This window comes from Rubrivivax albus, assembly GCF_004016515.1.
Taxonomy (GTDB): domain Bacteria; phylum Pseudomonadota; class Gammaproteobacteria; order Burkholderiales; family Burkholderiaceae_C; genus Rubrivivax; species Rubrivivax albus.
This window is the reverse complement of sequence record NZ_SACT01000006.1, coordinates 222,416-239,011: the sequence shown is the minus strand read 5'-3', so window position 1 is coordinate 239,011 and position 16,596 is coordinate 222,416. Positions and strand designations below refer to the sequence as shown.

At 72.5% G+C, this 16,596-nt stretch carries 13 protein-coding genes; 6 read left to right on the top strand and 7 right to left on the bottom strand.

The features are described 5' to 3' along the window. Nucleotides 1-4: 4 nt before the first annotated feature. Nucleotides 5-283 carry a hypothetical protein gene (locus tag ENE75_RS17765; RefSeq protein WP_128199664.1) on the bottom strand — a complete coding sequence of 93 codons (279 nt, stop codon included), beginning with the start codon at nt 281-283 and terminating at the stop codon, nt 5-7. A gap of 35 nt (nt 284-318) precedes the next feature. On the opposite strand from ENE75_RS17765, the gene polA reads away from it, so the two are divergent. The 3 genes from polA to ENE75_RS17750 are packed head-to-tail and all read left to right on the top strand — an operon-like array spanning nt 319 to nt 5,247. Then, on the top strand, nt 319-3,054 hold the full coding sequence (gene polA, locus ENE75_RS17760; RefSeq protein WP_128199663.1) for a DNA polymerase I: 2,736 nt from the start codon (nt 319-321) through the stop codon (nt 3,052-3,054). Further along, the gene (locus ENE75_RS17755) at nt 3,054-3,602 is read left to right on the top strand and encodes a DUF2242 domain-containing protein (protein WP_128199662.1); all 549 of its coding nucleotides are present in this window, start codon (nt 3,054-3,056) and stop codon (nt 3,600-3,602) included. The genes polA and ENE75_RS17755 overlap by 1 nt, the downstream gene beginning before the upstream one ends. A gap of 19 nt (nt 3,603-3,621) precedes the next feature. Then, a complete protein-coding gene (locus ENE75_RS17750; RefSeq protein WP_128199661.1) occupies nt 3,622-5,247 on the top strand; it encodes a long-chain-fatty-acid--CoA ligase in 1,626 nt (541 codons plus the stop codon). 16 nt (nt 5,248-5,263) lie between these two features. On the opposite strand, the gene cysD is transcribed toward ENE75_RS17750, so the two are convergent. The 3 genes from cysD to ENE75_RS17735 are packed head-to-tail and all read right to left on the bottom strand — an operon-like array spanning nt 5,264 to nt 10,007. Next, nucleotides 5,264-6,160: a sulfate adenylyltransferase subunit CysD gene (gene cysD / locus ENE75_RS17745; RefSeq protein WP_128199660.1), complete on the bottom strand. Its 897-nt coding sequence runs from the start codon at nt 6,158-6,160 to the stop codon at nt 5,264-5,266. Further along, on the bottom strand, nt 6,154-8,481 hold the full coding sequence (locus ENE75_RS17740; protein ID WP_128199659.1) for a YbcC family protein: 2,328 nt from the start codon (nt 8,479-8,481) through the stop codon (nt 6,154-6,156). Before ENE75_RS17740 ends, cysD begins: the two co-directional genes overlap by 7 nt. Beyond that, entirely contained in the window at nt 8,478-10,007 is a 1,530-nt protein-coding gene (locus ENE75_RS17735) for an NADH-quinone oxidoreductase subunit L (protein WP_128199658.1), read from the bottom strand. Before ENE75_RS17735 ends, ENE75_RS17740 begins: the two co-directional genes overlap by 4 nt. Nucleotides 10,008-10,081: 74 nt before the next feature. Between ENE75_RS17735 and ENE75_RS17730 the strand changes: the two genes are divergently transcribed. The 3 genes from ENE75_RS17730 to ENE75_RS17720 all read left to right on the top strand — a co-directional run bounded on the left by ENE75_RS17730 (nt 10,082) and on the right by ENE75_RS17720 (nt 14,375). Then, nucleotides 10,082-10,990 carry a LysR family transcriptional regulator gene (locus ENE75_RS17730; protein WP_128199657.1) on the top strand — a complete coding sequence of 303 codons (909 nt, stop codon included), beginning with the start codon at nt 10,082-10,084 and terminating at the stop codon, nt 10,988-10,990. A 118-nt stretch (nt 10,991-11,108) separates the two neighbouring features. Beyond that, on the top strand, nt 11,109-13,448 hold the full coding sequence (gene parC / locus ENE75_RS17725) for a DNA topoisomerase IV subunit A (RefSeq protein WP_128199656.1): 2,340 nt from the start codon (nt 11,109-11,111) through the stop codon (nt 13,446-13,448). Nucleotides 13,449-13,631: 183 nt separating this feature from the next. Then, nucleotides 13,632-14,375, top strand: a complete 744-nt coding sequence (locus ENE75_RS17720; RefSeq protein ID WP_128199655.1) for a PEP-CTERM sorting domain-containing protein — start codon at nt 13,632-13,634, stop codon at nt 14,373-14,375. Between the two features lie 2 nt (nt 14,376-14,377). On the opposite strand, the gene ubiM is transcribed toward ENE75_RS17720, so the two are convergent. Genes ubiM through ENE75_RS17705 form a run of 3 tightly spaced genes read right to left on the bottom strand, consistent with a single transcriptional unit; the run spans nt 14,378 to nt 16,541 of the window. Continuing rightward, nucleotides 14,378-15,580: a 5-demethoxyubiquinol-8 5-hydroxylase UbiM gene (ubiM, locus tag ENE75_RS17715; RefSeq protein WP_128199654.1), complete on the bottom strand. Its 1,203-nt coding sequence runs from the start codon at nt 15,578-15,580 to the stop codon at nt 14,378-14,380. 44 nt (nt 15,581-15,624) lie between these two features. Beyond that, entirely contained in the window at nt 15,625-16,086 is a 462-nt protein-coding gene (locus tag ENE75_RS17710) for a disulfide bond formation protein B (protein WP_128199653.1), read from the bottom strand. Continuing rightward, a complete protein-coding gene (locus ENE75_RS17705; RefSeq protein ID WP_128199652.1) occupies nt 16,083-16,541 on the bottom strand; it encodes a RidA family protein in 459 nt (152 codons plus the stop codon). The genes ENE75_RS17710 and ENE75_RS17705 overlap by 4 nt, the downstream gene beginning before the upstream one ends. Nucleotides 16,542-16,596 lie beyond the last annotated feature (55 nt).

The window sequence follows — 16,596 nt, the reverse complement described above, 5'->3', positions numbered from 1 at the left end:
GGCCTCAGAACGAAAAGAGCCGCCAGACGCGCTGGCCGGCGCTGCGCCGGTCCTGGGCGGCGTCGCGGCCGGGGTCGGCCGGCAGGATCTCGTAGGCGGGCGCGCTGGCCGCCTTGGGCTGCACCACCAGGCGCTGGTTGACGCCGCGCACCCGCAGTTCCTCCAGGCGCACGTTGTCGTCTTCCTGCACGCTGCGCTGCACCGCGGGTTCGGGGGCGGCCAGGGCCTCCAGCGGCGCCAGGGCCAGCAGCGCCAGCAAGGTGGCGGTCGTCGCGCGTAGCATGGTCGTGATTCTACGAGCCGCGCCACAATCCCCCGATGGATGCACCCCTGATGCTGCTGGTCGACGGCTCCAGCTACCTGTACCGCGCCTATCACGCGATGCCGGATCTGCGCTCGCCCGACGGTTTTCCCACCGGCGCCATCCACGGCATGGTGGCGATGATGAAGTGGCTGCGTGAGCGCTACCCGGCCGAGCACGCAGCCTGCGTGTTCGACGCCAGCGGCCCGACCTTCCGCGATGACTGGTACCCGGCCTACAAGGCCAACCGCGCGCCGATGCCCGATGACCTGCGCGCGCAGATCGAGCCCATCCACGAGGTGGTGCGCCTGCTCGGCTGGCCGGTGCTGGTGGTGCCCGGCATCGAGGCCGACGACGCCATCGGCACGCTCGCCCGCACGGCGTCGGCCAGCGGCCACCGGGTGATGATCTCCACAGGCGACAAGGACCTGGCGCAGCTGGTCACGCCGCAGGTCAGCCTGATCAACACCATGGCCAAGCCACCGGAGCTGCTGGACGAGGCCGGTGTACAGGCCAAGTTCGGCGTGCCGCCTGACCGCATCGTCGACTACCTGACGCTGATCGGTGACACCGTGGACAACGTGCCCGGCGTCGACAAGGTCGGCCCGAAGACCGCGGTGAAGTGGATCGGCGAGCACGGCAGCCTCGACGGCGTGGTGGCTGCGGCCGACACGATCAAGGGCGTGGCTGGCGAGAACCTGCGCAAGGCGCTCGATTGGCTGCCCACCGGCCGCAAGCTGATCACCGTGGTGACCGATTGCGACCTGGACGGCCACGTGCCGGGCTGGCCGGCGCTGGAGGGACTGGCGCTGGGGCCGGTGCAGCGCGAGGCGCTGCTGGCGTTCTACGACCGCCTCGGATTCCGTACCTGGAAGCGTGAACTCGAGAGCGATCTGGGTGTGGACCCGCAGGCGGCGCCCGCCGCCGAAGCGCCAAAGGTCGAACTCGCACGCGAATACGAGACCATCACGTCGATGGACCGTCTGCAGGCCTGGGTCGATCGACTGATGGCGGCCGACCTGGTTGCGGTGGACACCGAGACCGATTCGCTGGACCCGATGGCGGCGCACATCGTCGGCATCAGCTTCGCGGTCGAGCCGGGCCGCGCCGCCTACGTGCCGACAGGGCACACCGGCCCCGACGCGCCCGAGCAGCTGCCGCTGGCCGACGTGCTGGCGGCCCTGAAGCCCTGGCTGGAGAATGCCAACCGGCCCAAGGTCGGCCAGAACCTGAAGTACGACCTGCACGTCTTCGCCAACCACGGCATCGCGTTGGGTGGCGTGGCGCACGACACCATGCTGGAGAGCTACGTGCTCGAGGCCCACCTGGGCCACAGCCTGGAGAAGCTGGCCGAGCGCCACCTGGGCCGCAAGGGCCTGAGCTACGAGGACCTGTGCGGCAAGGGCGCGCACCAGATCCCGTTCGCGCAGGTGGACGTGGCCACCGCCACCACCTACAGCGGCGAGGACAGCGAGATGGCGCTGCAGGTGCACCAGACGCTGTGGCCACGGCTGCAGGCCGAAGGCCGCCTGGCCACGGTGTACGAGCGCATCGAGATGCCGGCGATGCAGGTGCTGCAGCGCATCGAGCGCCACGGCGTGCTGGTCGACGCCGACGTGCTGGCCGCGCAGAGCCGCGACCTGGCCGAGCGCATGGTGGCGCTGGAACAGCAGGCCTATCAGATCGCCGGCCAGCCCTTCAACCTGGGCAGCCCCAAGCAGATCGGCGAGATCCTGTTCGGCAAGCTGGGTCTGCCGGTGAAGAAGAAGACCGCCAGCGGCGCGCCCAGCACCGACGAGGAGGTGCTGCAGGAACTGGCCGCCGACTACCCGCTGCCGGCGCGCATCCTCGAGCACCGAAGCCTGGCCAAGCTCAAGGGCACCTACACCGACAAGCTGCCGCTGATGGTCAACCCGGCCACCGGCCGCGTGCACACCAACTACGCGCAGGCGGTGGCGGTGACGGGCCGGCTGGCCAGCAACGACCCCAACCTGCAGAACATCCCCATCCGCACCGCCGAGGGCCGTCGGGTGCGCGAGGCCTTCGTGGCACCGGCGGGCCACCGCATCGTCTCGGCCGACTACAGCCAGATCGAGCTTCGCATCATGGCCCACATCAGCAGCGACCCCGGCCTGCTGCGCGCCTTCGCCGAAGGCATCGACGTGCACCGCGCCACCGCCAGCGAGGTCTTCAACGTGCCGCTGGATGCCGTCAGCAGCGAACAGCGCCGCTACGCCAAGGTGATCAACTTCGGCCTCATCTACGGCATGGGCGCCTTCGGGCTGGCCAGCAACCTGGGCATCGAGCAGAAGGCGGCCAAGGACTACATCGAGCGCTACTTCGAGCGCTTTGCCGGCGTGAAGCGCTACATGGCCGAGACCAAGGCCAAGGCGGCGGAGCAGGGCTACGTGGAAACCTTCTTCGGCCGGCGCGTGTGGCTGCCGGAGATCAAGGGCGGCAATGGCCCGCGTCGCGCCGCGGCCGAACGACAGGCCATCAACGCGCCGATGCAGGGCACGGCGGCCGACCTGATCAAGCTGGCGATGGTGGCCGTGCAGGAGGCGCTGGACCGCGAGGGCCGCGCCACGCGGATGATCATGCAGGTGCACGACGAACTGGTCCTCGAGGTGCCCGAGGCAGAGCTGGACTGGGCGCGCGAGGCCGTGCCGCGCCTGATGGCCGGCGTGGCCGAGCTGCAGGTGCCGCTGGTGGCCGAGGTGGGCGTCGGCGCCAACTGGGACGAGGCGCACTGATGCACCGCCTGCCCTGGGTGCCCGTGCTGGCAGGCCTGGCCGTGCTCGGCGGCTGCGCCGTGCCCGAGATGCCCACGCTGTCGGACCCGCCGCCACCGGTGCACCTGAGCGAACGCTTCGAGGCCACGTCGTCGCACGCGCACCGCTACCCGCGCAGCGCCGAGGACGTCTGCGAAGGCGCGCGGCGGGCGCTGCTGAGCCAGGGTTACGTGCTGTCGCGCAACGACCGCGTGGTGCTCGTGGGCAGCAAGTTCTTCCAGCCGGAGAAGGACCGCCACGTCGAACTCAAGCTGCAGGTCACCTGCGTGCCCGACGACGCGGCCGACCGCGCCGCCAGCGCCTACGTCACCGCCTGGGAAGACCAGTACGTGGTGAAGAAGTCCACCTCGTCGTCGAGCCTGGGGGTCAGCGCGATCGGTTCGATCTCGCTGCCGATGGGCTCCAGCGAAGATTCGCTGGTCAAGGTGGGCGTGCAGACCGTGCGCGACCCGGCCTTCTACGACCGCTTCCATGCGCTGATCAAGCTCGTGCTGCCGGCCGAGCGCTGACAAAACCCCAGGAGCCGCCATGCAGACGACGATGATGGACGTGGGCCTGTCGTTGAACGGGCTGCTGGAACGCGCGGGGCGGACGTTCTCTGCGCAGCAGATCGTCTCGCGCCTGCCTGACAAGTCGCTGCGCACCCACACCTATGCGCAGTGGCACCGCCGCACGCGCGCACTGGCCTCGGTGCTGCAGCGGCTGGGCCTGCAGCCCGGCGACGTGGTGGCCACGCTGTGCTGGAACCACCACGTGCACCTGGAGGCCTACTTCGGCATCCCGGCCGCCGGCGGCGTGATGCACACGCTGAACCTGCGCCTGCCGCCGGGCGAGATCGGCGCCATCGCCGCCGACGCCGGCGACCGTTTCCTGATCGTCGACGACATCCTGTGGCCGCTGGCGCAGCAGGTGATGGCGCACCACCGCTTCGAGCGCGTGATCGTGTTCCCGTTCTCCGGGGCGCCGGTGCCGGAGGGTTGCGACGACTACGAGGCGCTGCTGGACGCCGCCGACCCCGACGGCTTCGCCTTCGTGCCGCACGACGAGCACGCGCCGGTGTCGATGTGCCACACCAGCGGCACCACCGGCAGTGCCAAGGGCGTGGTGTATTCGCACCGCTCCACGGTCCTGCATGCGCTGGTGGGCTGCATGGGCGACCACTGGGGCCTGAAGAACACCGACGTGCTGCTGCCGGTGGCGCCTATGTTCCACGCCAATGCCTGGGGCACGCCCTATGGCGCCATCATGGCCGGCACCAGGCTGGTGTTTCCCGGGCCGCACCTGCACGCCGACGACCTGCTGGACCTGATGCAGCTCGAGCCGCCTACGCTGGCCCTGGGGGTGCCGACGATCTGGCTGACGATGATCCAGGCCTACGAACGCGCGCTCACCGAGCAGCCCGGCCGCTGGACGATGCCCCAGGGCCTGCGCTCGCTGGTGGGCGGCGCGGCGGTCCCGGAGTCGCTGATCCGCGCTTTCGACCGCCACGGCGTGTGGCTGCAGCAGGGCTGGGGCATGACCGAGACCTCGCCGTTGGCCACCGTGTCCTACCCGCGGGTCGAGCTCCAGGGCGCCGGTGCCGACGAGCGCTACCGCCGCGCCGCGATGGCCGGCGTGACGGTGCCGCTGGTGGACCTGCGCCTGCGCGACGACGAGGGTGCCGACGTGCCACACGACGGTCGCAGCATGGGCGAGATCCAGGTGCGCGGGCCCTTCATCACCGGTGCCTACCACGGCGTCGGATCGCCGGCCGACAAGTTCACGCCCGACGGCTGGCTGCGCACCGGCGACGTGGCCACGCTGGACGACCTGGGCTTCCTGCGCATCACCGACCGCAGCAAGGACCTGATCAAGTCCGGCGGTGAATGGATCAGCTCGGTGGACCTGGAGAACGCGCTGATGAGCCACCCGGCCGTGGCCGAGGCGGCGGTGATCGCCATCCCCGACGAACGCTGGAGCGAACGGCCGCTGGCCTGCCTGGTGCTGAAGCCGGGCGAAGGTGGCGTCGAGCCGGAGGCGATGCGTGAACACCTGATGGCCGCCGGCTTCGCGAAGTGGCAGTGCCCCGACCGCTACGAGATCATCGACGCCATCCCGCGCACCAGCACCGGCAAGTTCTGGAAGCTCAAGCTGCGCGAGCGCTTCACCCGCTGAATCTTGCCGGGCGCCGTCAGAAGTAGCCTTCCTGCTTCTTGCGTTCCATCGACGCCTGGCCGTCGCGGTCGATCACGCGGCCCTGGCGTTCGCTGGTGCGCGTGAGCAGCATCTCCTGGATGACCTCGGGCAAGGTGGTCGCGCGCGAGTCCATCGCCCCGGTCAGCGGGTAGCAGCCCAGCGTGCGGAAGCGCACCCAGCGCTGCTCGGGCACCTCGCCCGGGCGAAGCGGAAAGCGCTCGTCGTCCACCATCAGCAGCGTGCCGTCGCGCTCCACCACCGGCCGCTCGGCGGCCAGGTACAGCGGCACGATGGGAATCTGCTCCTGGTGGATGTACTGCCAGATGTCGAGTTCGGTCCAGTTGCTGATGGGGAACACGCGCAGCGACTCACCCGGCCGCTTGCGGGCGTTGTACAGCCGCCAGAGCTCGGGCCGCTGGGCCTTGGGGTCCCAGCGGTGCTTTGCGCTGCGCACGCTGAAGATGCGCTCCTTGGCGCGGCTCTTCTCCTCGTCGCGCCGGCCGCCGCCGAAGGCGGCGTCGTAGCCACCGGCTTCCAGCGCCTGCTTCAGGCCCTGGGTGCGCCACAGGTCGGTGTGGATCTCGCTGCCGTGGTCGAAGGGGTTGATGCCCTGGCGCACGGCTTCCGGGTTGTGGTGCACCCGCACCTCGACCCGGTAGCGTTCGGCCACCTGGTCGCGCAGCGTGTACATCTCGCGGAACTCCCAGGTCGAGTCGATGTGCAGCAGCGGGAACGGCGGCGGGGCGGGCCAGAAGGCCTTCTTCGCCAGGTGCAGCATCACGGTCGAATCCTTGCCGATGCTGTAGAGCATCACCGGGTTCTCGCACTCGGCCACCACCTCGCGCAGGATGTGGATGGCCTCGGCCTCCAGGCGCTGCAGGTGGGTCAGCATGCGGGCGCTTCCACCACAGCCTCCCAGCCGCCGCCGGGCCGCCGGCGGTGGAACACGGGGGTCGCGTCGTCGCCCTCGACCGCCAGCAGGTGCAGCCAGCCGTGGTCCACCAGCCGGCGCACCGTCTCGTGCGCAGCGATCACGCCGTCGATCGCGTCGCGCGGCGCCTCGACGAAGACCGACAGCCGCCGCGGCGTGTGGCGCAGTCTCTCGCCGTCGTGCACCGACTGCCAGGGCAGGCCGATGCGAAGGTCGCCGCCGTTGCCCTCGAACACGCCCACGCCACCGCCGACCACGTTGTGCAGCAGCTTGTTGCCGCTGCCCTGGCGCTGCGTGTCGACGCTGGAGGCCAGGTACTGCAGGTTGATCCAGTGCGCCACCACGACCGGCGCGGTCAGGATCAGGGTCAGCACGCTGCGGTCTGGGTCCAGCCTGTGGTCGTAGTCGTGCAGGAAGGTGCGGCCGCCCAGGTCGGCGCCCCGGGTGCGGGCGCGCGGCGCGGCCACGAAGGCGGCGTTGTCGGCCAGGGCCCATTCGGGCCGCGTCTCGGCCCAGTGGTTGGCGCGTTCCTGCAGGGCGCGCTTGAGCGCCGGGGCGCCCATCGCGGGCAGGCCCAGGCCCGGCGCGCGCTCGGCACGCACCGCGTCGCCGGCCGCCGCCAGCGCCTGCTGCAGCGCCGCCAGGTGCGTACGCAGCGCATCCGGCACGCCCGCGGTGTCGTAGAGCGTCACCTCGTCGGTCGTCGTGCCGTGCAGGCCGGCCAGCACGTGGGTGCCGGCGGGGATGTCAATGCCCTCGGCACGCAGCGCGTCGCGCACGGCGGCGTCGTTGAGCAGCGTTGCCAGCGCGCGGGCGTTGACCTCGCCGGTCTGCCCGCCGCAGGCGCCGCAGTCCAGGCCGGCGGCATGCGGGTTGTTGGCGCTCTGGCCGCCGTGGCCGCACAGCAGCACCAGGGGCGCGAAGCCGCCCGTCATGCCCATCGCACGCAGCACGCCGGCGGCCAGGCGGGCCCCCGCCGCGGGGTCGATCTGCAGCGCCGGGCGCAGGGCCGCGGCCTCGTCGGCACGCAGGCCGGCCACCTGCCAGGGCTGCGGCGCGGCCGTCGACGGCAGGCTCTGGCGCAGCAGGTCGGCCGCGTACAGCAGGCCGCAGGATTCGACGAAGCCGAAGCCGTGGGCCGGCGTGCCGCGCCAGCCGTCCCAGGACGCGTCGGCGGCCAGCCGGGCACGGCGGCGCGCCACCAGGGCCTCGCCGAGCGAGCGGTCGGCCGGGCCGTCGTCGATGGTGACCGCCGGCGCCAGCAGCCCCGGCAGCTGGGGCTGCTGCCAGTCGCTGCCCAGCGGCCGGTGGGCGGCCGGCAGGCCGAAGAAGCCGGCGAAACCGCGGGTGTGGATCGTGGGGTCGGCGGCCTCGAGCGCGCGCCGCAGCGGCTCGGAGCGCACGTCGATGCAGAACACGGCCTGCACACGCGGCGCCGGCGGGGCGGCGAGCACGCGCGCCGACTGCGTGATGGCCGCCATCACGTCGCGCTGCGCGATGGCCTCGGATGCGCCCATGCGCGCCCAGCCGGCGGCCTGGCGCGCGCGCTCGGCGGCGATGGCCGCGGGCACCGTGCTCCAGGCGCTGGCCCAGTCGGCCACCTGCGGGCCGGGCAGGGCGTCGGCCAGCAGGGCGTCCCAGGTGGCGCGCATGGCCAGCAGGTCCGTGCGCAGGTCGATGCGCAGGTCATGCGCGTCCTGCTGCGCCAGGCCGGCCTGCCAGTGACGCCAGGCGCAGGCCGAGGCCCAGCCGTTGAGGTCCATCAGCCAGGCGGTCAGGCAGGCGCCGCGGCCGTCCGCCGGCACCTGCAGGCGCTTCAGGGCCGCGTCGATGGCGGCCATGGGCTCGTCGGGCCAGTCGGCCAGCAGCGCCAGTGCTGCGGCGCGCCGCGGCGGCCAGGCCATGCCCCGGTCGTGCGGCAGCTGGCGGCGCCAGCCGGCGTACAGGCCCTCGTCGACGGCGGCGTGCCAGCGCGCCTGGCCGTCGTCGAAGTAGGCGGCGCAGTGCTGGCTGATCTGGTGCACCACGGCGTCGCGGCGGCCGACCAGGTCGGCCAGCAGCGGCCGGCGGGCGGGGGACGCGTCGGGCACCAGGCGCATGCCGGCCAGCACGCCCACCGTGGCGGCCGCCTCGGCGATCGGGCGGTCGGTCCAGCCCCAGTGCGGGTTGACGGCGATGAAGCGGTCCAGCGGCCAGCTTGGCGCGATGCGGCTGCAGGCGTCGGCGACGGCGTCGGCCAGGGTCTGCGCGTGCAGCGCATCCGGGTTCAGGGGGGCGTTCATGCGCGGGCTCCTTCGGTGGCGGGCGACGGTGGCAAGGCGGCCGGGGCCGGTGGAATGGGCCAGCGGGCGAACAGCCACGCACTGACGTGCTCGTCGAGGTGGAAGCCGCCGTAGGCCCAGGGGTGCAGGCGCCGGACCCAGGCGGCGGCAGGGCGCAGCGCGATCAGCGCCTGCAGCACGAACAGGGCGGCCAGGGCCACGGCGACGATGATCACCAGCCCCGCGGGCGCCGCGGCCACCGGCGTGACGACGGCCGAGGCCAGCGCGTGACCGGCCAGCCAGCCCGCGGCCACGCCGAGCGCCGGCGCGACGCGGCCGGCGGCCAGCAGCGGCGACAGCGCGGCGGCCAGCACGGCACCTGCCAGCGCGGCCGCGGGCGTGGGCAGCGTGCCGGTGGCCAGCCCGGTGCCGACCACCGTGGCCACGCTGGCCATGGCCGCCAGGGCCCAGCGCGTGGCCGACGGCGGCGCCGCCGGTGCCGTCAGCCGCAGCGCCTGGCGCCGCTGCGCCACGCCGCCGGCCGACAGGAAGGCGTGCGCCTTGTACAGCGAGTGCGCCACCAGGTGCAGCAGCGCCATTGCCGGCAGCCCGAGCGCGACCTGCAGCAGCATGAAGCCCATCTGCGCCACCGTGGACCAGGCCAGCATCACCTTCACGCTGATGCGCGTGCCCATCACCAGCGTGGCCATCACCACGGTGGCCGTGGCCGCGACGGCCAGCAGCACCTGGGCCGGCATGGCTTCGGCCAGCATCGGCGCGAAGCGGATCAGCACGAAGCCGCCGAGGTTGACGACACCGGCGTGCAGCAGCGCGGAGACCGGTGTCGGGGCCTCCATGACCTGGATCAACCAGCCGTGCAGCGGCATCTGCGCGCACTTCAGCAGCGCGGTGACCACCAGCAGCAGGAGGCCCGCCTGGGCCAGCGGCGGCACGCCCTGGGCGGCGGCGGCGGCCAGCATCGCGTCCAGCGACAGCGTGCCGTAGGCGGCCCCCAGCACCGCGATGGCGCCGAGCAGCGCCGCGTCGGCGATGCGGCCGGCCAGGAACTTCTTGTGCGCGGCCATGCGCGCCGCGGGGCGCTCGGCGTAGAAACGCAGCAGGCGGTGCAGCGTCAGGCTGGTGCCGATCCAGGCCGCGGCCAGCAGCAGCAGGTGGTCGGCCACCAGCACCAGCGACACGGCCGCCAGCGTGGCCGATATCAGCGCCAGGTAGCGGCGCTCGCCGCGCTCGCCCTGCAGGTAGCGGTGCGAGAAGCGCACGATGACCCAGCCGACGAAGCCCACGAGCAGCAGCACGGTGGCGCCGGGGGCATCCAGGCGCAGACCGGCAGAGACCGTGGTGCCCGAAAGCAGCGCCAGCACCAGCAGCAGCGCCCCCAGCCCGGCGCCGACCGCCGACGCGGCTTCGGCGCGCCACCAGGCGGTGTCGCGTGGGCTGCGGTGGGCCGTGAGGGCCGCCACGCCGTGCAGCGCGGCAGGCAGGGCGAGCAAGAGCGCCAGGAGAGGGGAGGGCAGGGATTCGAGCATGGCGGCGATCGTGCGCGATGCCGTTCGGTCTGTAAAATTCAATGTGTCTTAGAAATCGTTAATTAGAATAGAACATGTCTCGCCTGAACTACCTGCACCTGCACGCCTTCTGGGCCGTGGCGCGGGAGGGCCACCTGACGCGCGCGGCCGAGCGCCTGCACGTCTCGCCGTCGGCGCTGTCCACCCAGATCCGCCAGCTCGAGGACCAGTTCGGCCAGCCGCTGTTCGAGCGGCGCCAGCGCCAGCTGCGGCTCACCGAGGCCGGGCAGCTGGCGCTGAGTTACGCCGAGTCCATCTTCAGCGCCGGCCACGAGCTGCTGGCGCTGCTGCGCGAGGGCCAGGGGCCAGGGCGGCAGGTGCTGCGCATCGGCGCCGTGGCCACGCTGTCGCGCAACTTCCAGGACAACCTGCTGCGCCCGCTGGTGCGCCGCGACGATGTGGAGCTGCTGCTGCAGTCCGGCAGCCTGGACGAACTGCTGGGGCGGCTGCAGGTGCACACGCTGGACCTGGTGCTGGCCAACCAGGCCGTGGACGGCACCGGCGACGCGCCGTGGCGTTGCCGGCGCATCGCGCGCCAGCCGGTCAGCCTGGTGGGGCCGGCCCGCGGCGAGGCCTTCGCCTTTCCGGACGACATCGCCACCCGGCCGCTGCTGCTGCCCAGCCGCGCGCACGGCATCCGCGCCGGCTTCGACCTCTGGTGCGAACAGCGCGGGCTGCGGCCGCAGGTGCGCGCCGAGGTGGACGACATGGCCATGCTGCGCCTGCTGGCACGCGACGCGGGGGCCCCGGCCCTGCTGCCCACCGTGGTGGTGCAGGATGAGCTGCGCAGCGGTGTGCTGCGCGAACTGGCTGTGGTGCCGGGGTTGCACGAGCAGTTCTACGCCATCACCGTCAAGCGCCACTTCATGCCGCCGCTGCTGAAGTCGCTGCTGGCGCAGGGTGAGGCCGAGGTGCTGGCCGGTCCCGACCCGGCCCCGCGCTGAGGCTCGCGGCGCCCTCCGGCGGCGCGCTGCCGCCCCGGCGCGGGCCGGTGGTGCCGGGCCGCGCCACGCCTTGGGCGAAAATGCGCGGTTTCCCTGTCCCGTGCCCGCCGCTGCGCCCATGCCCGACCTCTTCGACCCCGCCGAGCCCGAACCCGCAGCGCCTGCCGAGCCGTCCGACGCCATCTCCCTGGCCCAGTACGCCGAGCGCGCCTACCTGGAGTACGCGCTGTCGGTGGTCAAGGGCCGTGCGCTGCCCGACGTCTGCGACGGCCAGAAGCCGGTGCAGCGCCGCATCCTGTATGCGATGCAGCGCATGGGGCTGGGCTTCGGCGGCAGCGGGGCGCCCAAGCCGGTCAAGAGTGCGCGCGTGGTCGGTGACGTGCTCGGCCGCTTCCACCCGCATGGCGACCAGGCGGCCTACGACGCCCTGGTGCGCATGGCGCAGGACTTCTCCCAGCGCTACCCGCTGATCGACGGGCAGGGCAACTTCGGCAGCCGCGACGGCGACGGCGCCGCGGCGATGCGCTACACCGAGGCGCGCCTGGCGCCGATCGCCCGCCTGCTGCTCGACGAGATCGACGAAGGCACGGTCGACTTCCAGCCCAACTACGACGGCAGCACCGAAGAGCCGCACCTGCTGCCGGCGCGCCTGCCCTTTGTGCTGCTCAACGGCGCCAGCGGCATCGCCGTGGGCCTGGCCACTGAGATCCCCAGCCACAACCTGCGCGAGGTGGCGGCCGCCGCTGTGGCACTGATCCGCGACGAGAAGCTGTCCGACGAGGCGCTGTTCGAGAAGCTCCCCGGGCCGGACTTTCCTGGCGGCGGTCAGCTCATCAGTTCACCCGCGGAGATCCGTGCCGCGTACTCCACCGGTCGCGGCAGCCTGAAGCTGCGCGCGCGCTGGGTGATCGAGGACCTGGCCCGCGGCCAGTGGCAGCTGGTGGTGACCGAGCTGCCGCCGGGCACCAGCGCACAGAAGGTGCTCGAGGAGATCGAGGAACTCACCAACCCCAAGGTCAAGGCCGGCAAGAAGAGCGTCACCCAGGAACAGCAGCAGCTCAAGGCCAGCGTGCTCGCGGTGCTGGACGCGGTGCGCGACGAATCGGGCAAGGAAGCGGCGGTGCGCCTGGTCTTCGAGCCCAAGAGCCGCAGTGTGGAAGTGGGCGACCTCGTGACCACATTGCTCGCGCACACCAGCCTGGAGACCAGCGCGCCCATCAACCTGACCATGGTGGGCGCCGACGGCCGCCCGGTGCAGAAGACGCTGCGCCAGATGCTGGCCGAATGGATCGGCTTCCGCCAGGCCACGGTGGAGCGGCGCACGCGCCACCGGCTGGCCAAGGTGCTCGACCGCATCCACGTGCTCGAGGGCCGGCAGCTGGTGCTGCTGAACATCGACGAGGTGATCCGCATCATCCGCAACGCCGACGAGCCCAAGCCGGCGCTGATCGAGCGCTTCAAGCTCAGCGAACGCCAGGCCGAGGACATCCTGGAGATCCGGCTGCGCCAGCTGGCGCGGCTGGAGGCGATCAGGATCGAGCAGGAACTGTCGGACCTGCGCGCTGAGCAGACCAAGCTCGAGGAAATCCTCGGCAGCCCGGCGGCGCTGCGGCGGGTGCTGATCCGCGAGATCGAGGCCGACGCCAAGGCCCACGGCGACGACCGCCGCACGCTGATCCAGGAGGACAAGCGCGCGGTGGCCGAGATCAAGGTGGTGGACGAGCCGGTGACGGTGGTCGTCAGCCAGAAGGGCTGGGTGCGCGCGCTCAAGGGCCACGAGGTGGACCCGGCGGCGCTGCAGTTCAAGCCTGGCGACGCGCTGCACGGCGTGTTCCCCTGCCGCAGCGTGGACCCGCTGGTGGTCTTCGGCAGCAATGGCCGCGTCTACAGCACGCCAGTCTCGGCGCTGCCCGGCGGGCGCGGTGACGGTGTGCCCATCACGTCCCTCATCGAGCTGGAAAGTGGCACCCGTCCCCTTCACTACCTGGCCAGTGCGCCGTCCACCCGCCTGGTGCTGGCCGGCAGCGGCGGCTTCGGGCTGCTGGCGCAGCTGGGCGACCTGGTGGCGAAGCAGCGTGGCGGCAAGACCTTCCTGACGCTGGAAGGCGAGGAGCAGCCGCTGGCGCCGGCTCCGGTGCCGGCCGGCGAGGCCGCCGGCGTGCTGCTGGCCTGCCTGAGCCAGGCCGGGCGTCTGCTGCTGTTCCCGGTGGACGAGCTCAAGCACCAGCCCAAGGGCGGCCGCGGCCTGACCCTGATGGACCTGGAGGGCAAGGATCGACTGCAGGCCGTGGCCACCGCCACCACTCAACTGGTGGTGCACGGCACGGCGCTGCGGGGCGGCAAGCCCAAGGACGAGCTGCTGCGCGGTGCGTCGTTGCAGGCGCACCTGGGCAAGCGGGCACGCAAGGGTAAGCCGTTGGAAGGCCTGAAGGCGCCGCAGCGGCTGTCTGCGGGCTGACCCGGCCGGCCATGGGTGCGGCGGCCTTGGGGCTGCCGCGGCGATGTCGGCACAGCCTGCGCAGCCGGGTGTGAACTCCGGCACGGCCGTCCTGCACACGGCAGCTTGACCCTTCGATTGCGGGTGTCGATGTCCTGGAGGCCATCCCTAGACTGACGACATTCGTTTCCAGATGTGTCAAACATGTCCATTCATTACTCCCTTCCGTCGGCGGCGACCACCGCACTCGTGCGCCTGACGGCCGCGCTCGGCGGCTCGCTGCTGCTGGCCACGTCGGCGGCCGCCGGCACGCTGACCATGAACGGCTGGCTGTTCGGCGCCGGCCACGCGGTCAACGTCACCAGCCCCAACTACAGCGGCCAGGCCGGCGGGTTCCGGGGCACGCTGTCGGGCATGACCGATGCGCGCTTCAACCTCGACGCGGTGGAGATGTACTGCGTCGACCTGGGGCAGACGATCAACATCAACGCCGGGACCGCCTACACGGTCAAGCTCGATGGCGAGGTCGGCAGCACCACCTTCACGATCAAGCCGGTGGCCGAGGTCTTCGGCGCCGGACGCGCCGACCGCCTGTCGCGCCTGGTGAGCTATGCCGAGTCGGCCGATGCGCTGGTGAACAGCTCGCAGCGTTCCACCGCGATGCAGCTGGCCATCTGGAACATCGTCTACGACAGCGATGCCACGCTGAACGCCGCCACGGGCGCGCTGTTCTCCGACACCACGGCGAACCGGACCTACGCCAACGACCTGCTGACCGCCGCCAGCAGCTTCGGCATCGACCGCCAGCTCTACGTGATGACCTCGTCCACCCGCCAGGATCAGCTGTTCTGGCTGGACGCGCAGCAGGTGCCCGAACCCGCCAGCCTGGCGCTGGCCGCGATGGCCCTGGGCGCGGCCGGCCTGGCGCGCCGCCGGACCCGCAGCTGAACTCAGGCGGGCAGCCCGCTGCCCGTCAGCTGCCGCGTGATCACGCCGCGCACCAACCTGCGCAGCCCGGGCGCCTGCCCGGCCAGGGCCAGCACGGCCGGCCGAAGCACGCGCGCCAGCGGGCGCTCGTCGGTGAACAGCGACACCACCGCGTTCGTGCCCTGGTAGATCGGCCAGGTGAGGCGACGGTGTTCGGCCTCGTAGGCCGCCAGCGCGGGGGCCGGGTTCAGGTCCAGGGCGCGCCGCCGGCGCTGCAGCTCGCGCGCCAGCACCTCCACGCCGTAGAGCCCGAAGTTGAAGCCGTGCGCCGTCACCGGGTGCATGCCCACCGCGGCGTCGCCGACGAGCGCGAAGCGCGGGCCGGCGAAGCGCTGCGCGTACACGCCCACCAGCGGGTAGTGGTGGCGCGGGCCGGCCGCGTGCAGCCCGCCGAGCACGCCACCGGACGCCGCGTGCACCCGGGCGGCGAAGCTGTCGTCGTCCAGGGCCAGCCAGTCGGGTGCCAGCTCCGACGGCAGCGTCACCACGGCCGAACTGCAGCCGCCGTTCATCGGCAGCAGCGCCAGCGTGTGGCCGTGGCGGAAGCACTCCCAGGCGATGCCGCGGTTCGGCGCCTCGTGCGCCACCCGGCCGACGACCACGCTTCGGCCGAAGTCGCGCATCGACGCGCCGATGCCGGCCAGGCGCCGGACGGCGGAGAAGCGGCTGTCGGCGGCCACGACCAGCGGCGCGCGGCGCGTCTGTCCGTCGGCCAGCGTCAGCGTGGCAGCGGTGGCGTCGCGGGCCAGGGCCGTGACCGCCACGCCGGTCTCGATCGTCACCCGGGGGCGGGCGCCGGCGGCCGCCCATCCGACGGCGCGCAGGCGGTGGTTGGGCACCAGCCAGCCCAGCGGCGCCTGCACGCCAGGGCCGAACCGCAGCCGCGCCGGTGCATCGCCATCGGCCACGCGGGCCTCGTTGAGCGGGGCGATGTCTTCGGCCGTCAGGCGTTCCCACCAGCCCAGGCGCTGCAGGATGCCGCGCGCCCGGTGGGTGAGGGCGATCTCGCGGCCGTCCTCGGCCGGCGCGGCCAGCGTATCGCGGGGCTGGCGTTCGAGCACCAGGGCGTGCAGGCCGGCGTCGGCCAGGGCCGCCGCCAGCGCCAGGCCGGCGGGGCCGGCACCGACGATCAGCACGTCCGCGTCGAAACGGTGGGTGTCGGGCATCGGGCGATCCTGCCCGATGCGGCCGGGCCCGGCCTTGACCCGTGTCAGCGCCGGCGCAGCATGGCCGCCATGGCCACCAGCGTGGCGGCGAACAGGGCACCGCTCCAGGCTTCATAGGGCAGGCCGAAGAGGTCCACCTTGGCGTCGGCGCAGCTGCTCATCGCCATGAAGACCTCGGGGAACTGCCCGTCCAGCCCGGTGGCGGCCATGATGCGGTCGGCCAGCGTCAGGTCGCAGGACTCGGCGCTGGCGGCCACGAAGTGCTGCCACAGCGCCGCGGCCAGGCCGCTGGCGGCCAGCAGCCCCGCGAGCACGGCACCGCCGGTGGGCCACAGCAGGCCCAGGACGGCCGCGGCGGCGACGGCCACGAAGATCAGCCGCTGCAGCACGCACCAGGGGCAGGGCTGCATGCCCCAGACATGCTGGGTGAAATAGGCGGCACCCACCGCGGCCAGGGCCGCCAGCGCCGTCAGCACCAGCACCCCGCGCTTGCGCGACGGGGTCACTTGACCTCGGCGATCAGCTCGATCTCGACGCAGGCCCCGGTGGGGATCTGCGCCACGCCGAAGGCGCTGCGCGCATGGGCACCGACTTCCGGCCCGAACACCTCGCCGAGCAGTTCGGAGCAGCCATTGGTCACCAGGTGCTGCTCGGTGAAGGTGGGCGTGCTGTTGACCAGGCTCATCACCTTGACGATGCGGGCCACGTTCTCCAGGTCGCCGACGGCGGCCTGCAGCGTGCCCATCAGGTCGATCGCGATCGCACGTGCCGCGGCCTTGCCCTCGTCGGTGCCCATGGTGAGGCCCAGCTGGCCGACCCAGGGTTTGCCGTCCCGCTTCGCGATGTGGCCGGAGAGGAAGACGAGGTTGCCGGTGCGCACGAAGGGCACGTAGGCGGCGGCAGGCACGGCCACGGGCGGCAGCACGATGCCGAGGGTTTGCAGGCGGGAGGCGATGGACATGGCGGTCGGGGTCAGGGGATCAAAGCAACATGCTAACGCGCGCCCGCCCGGCGCC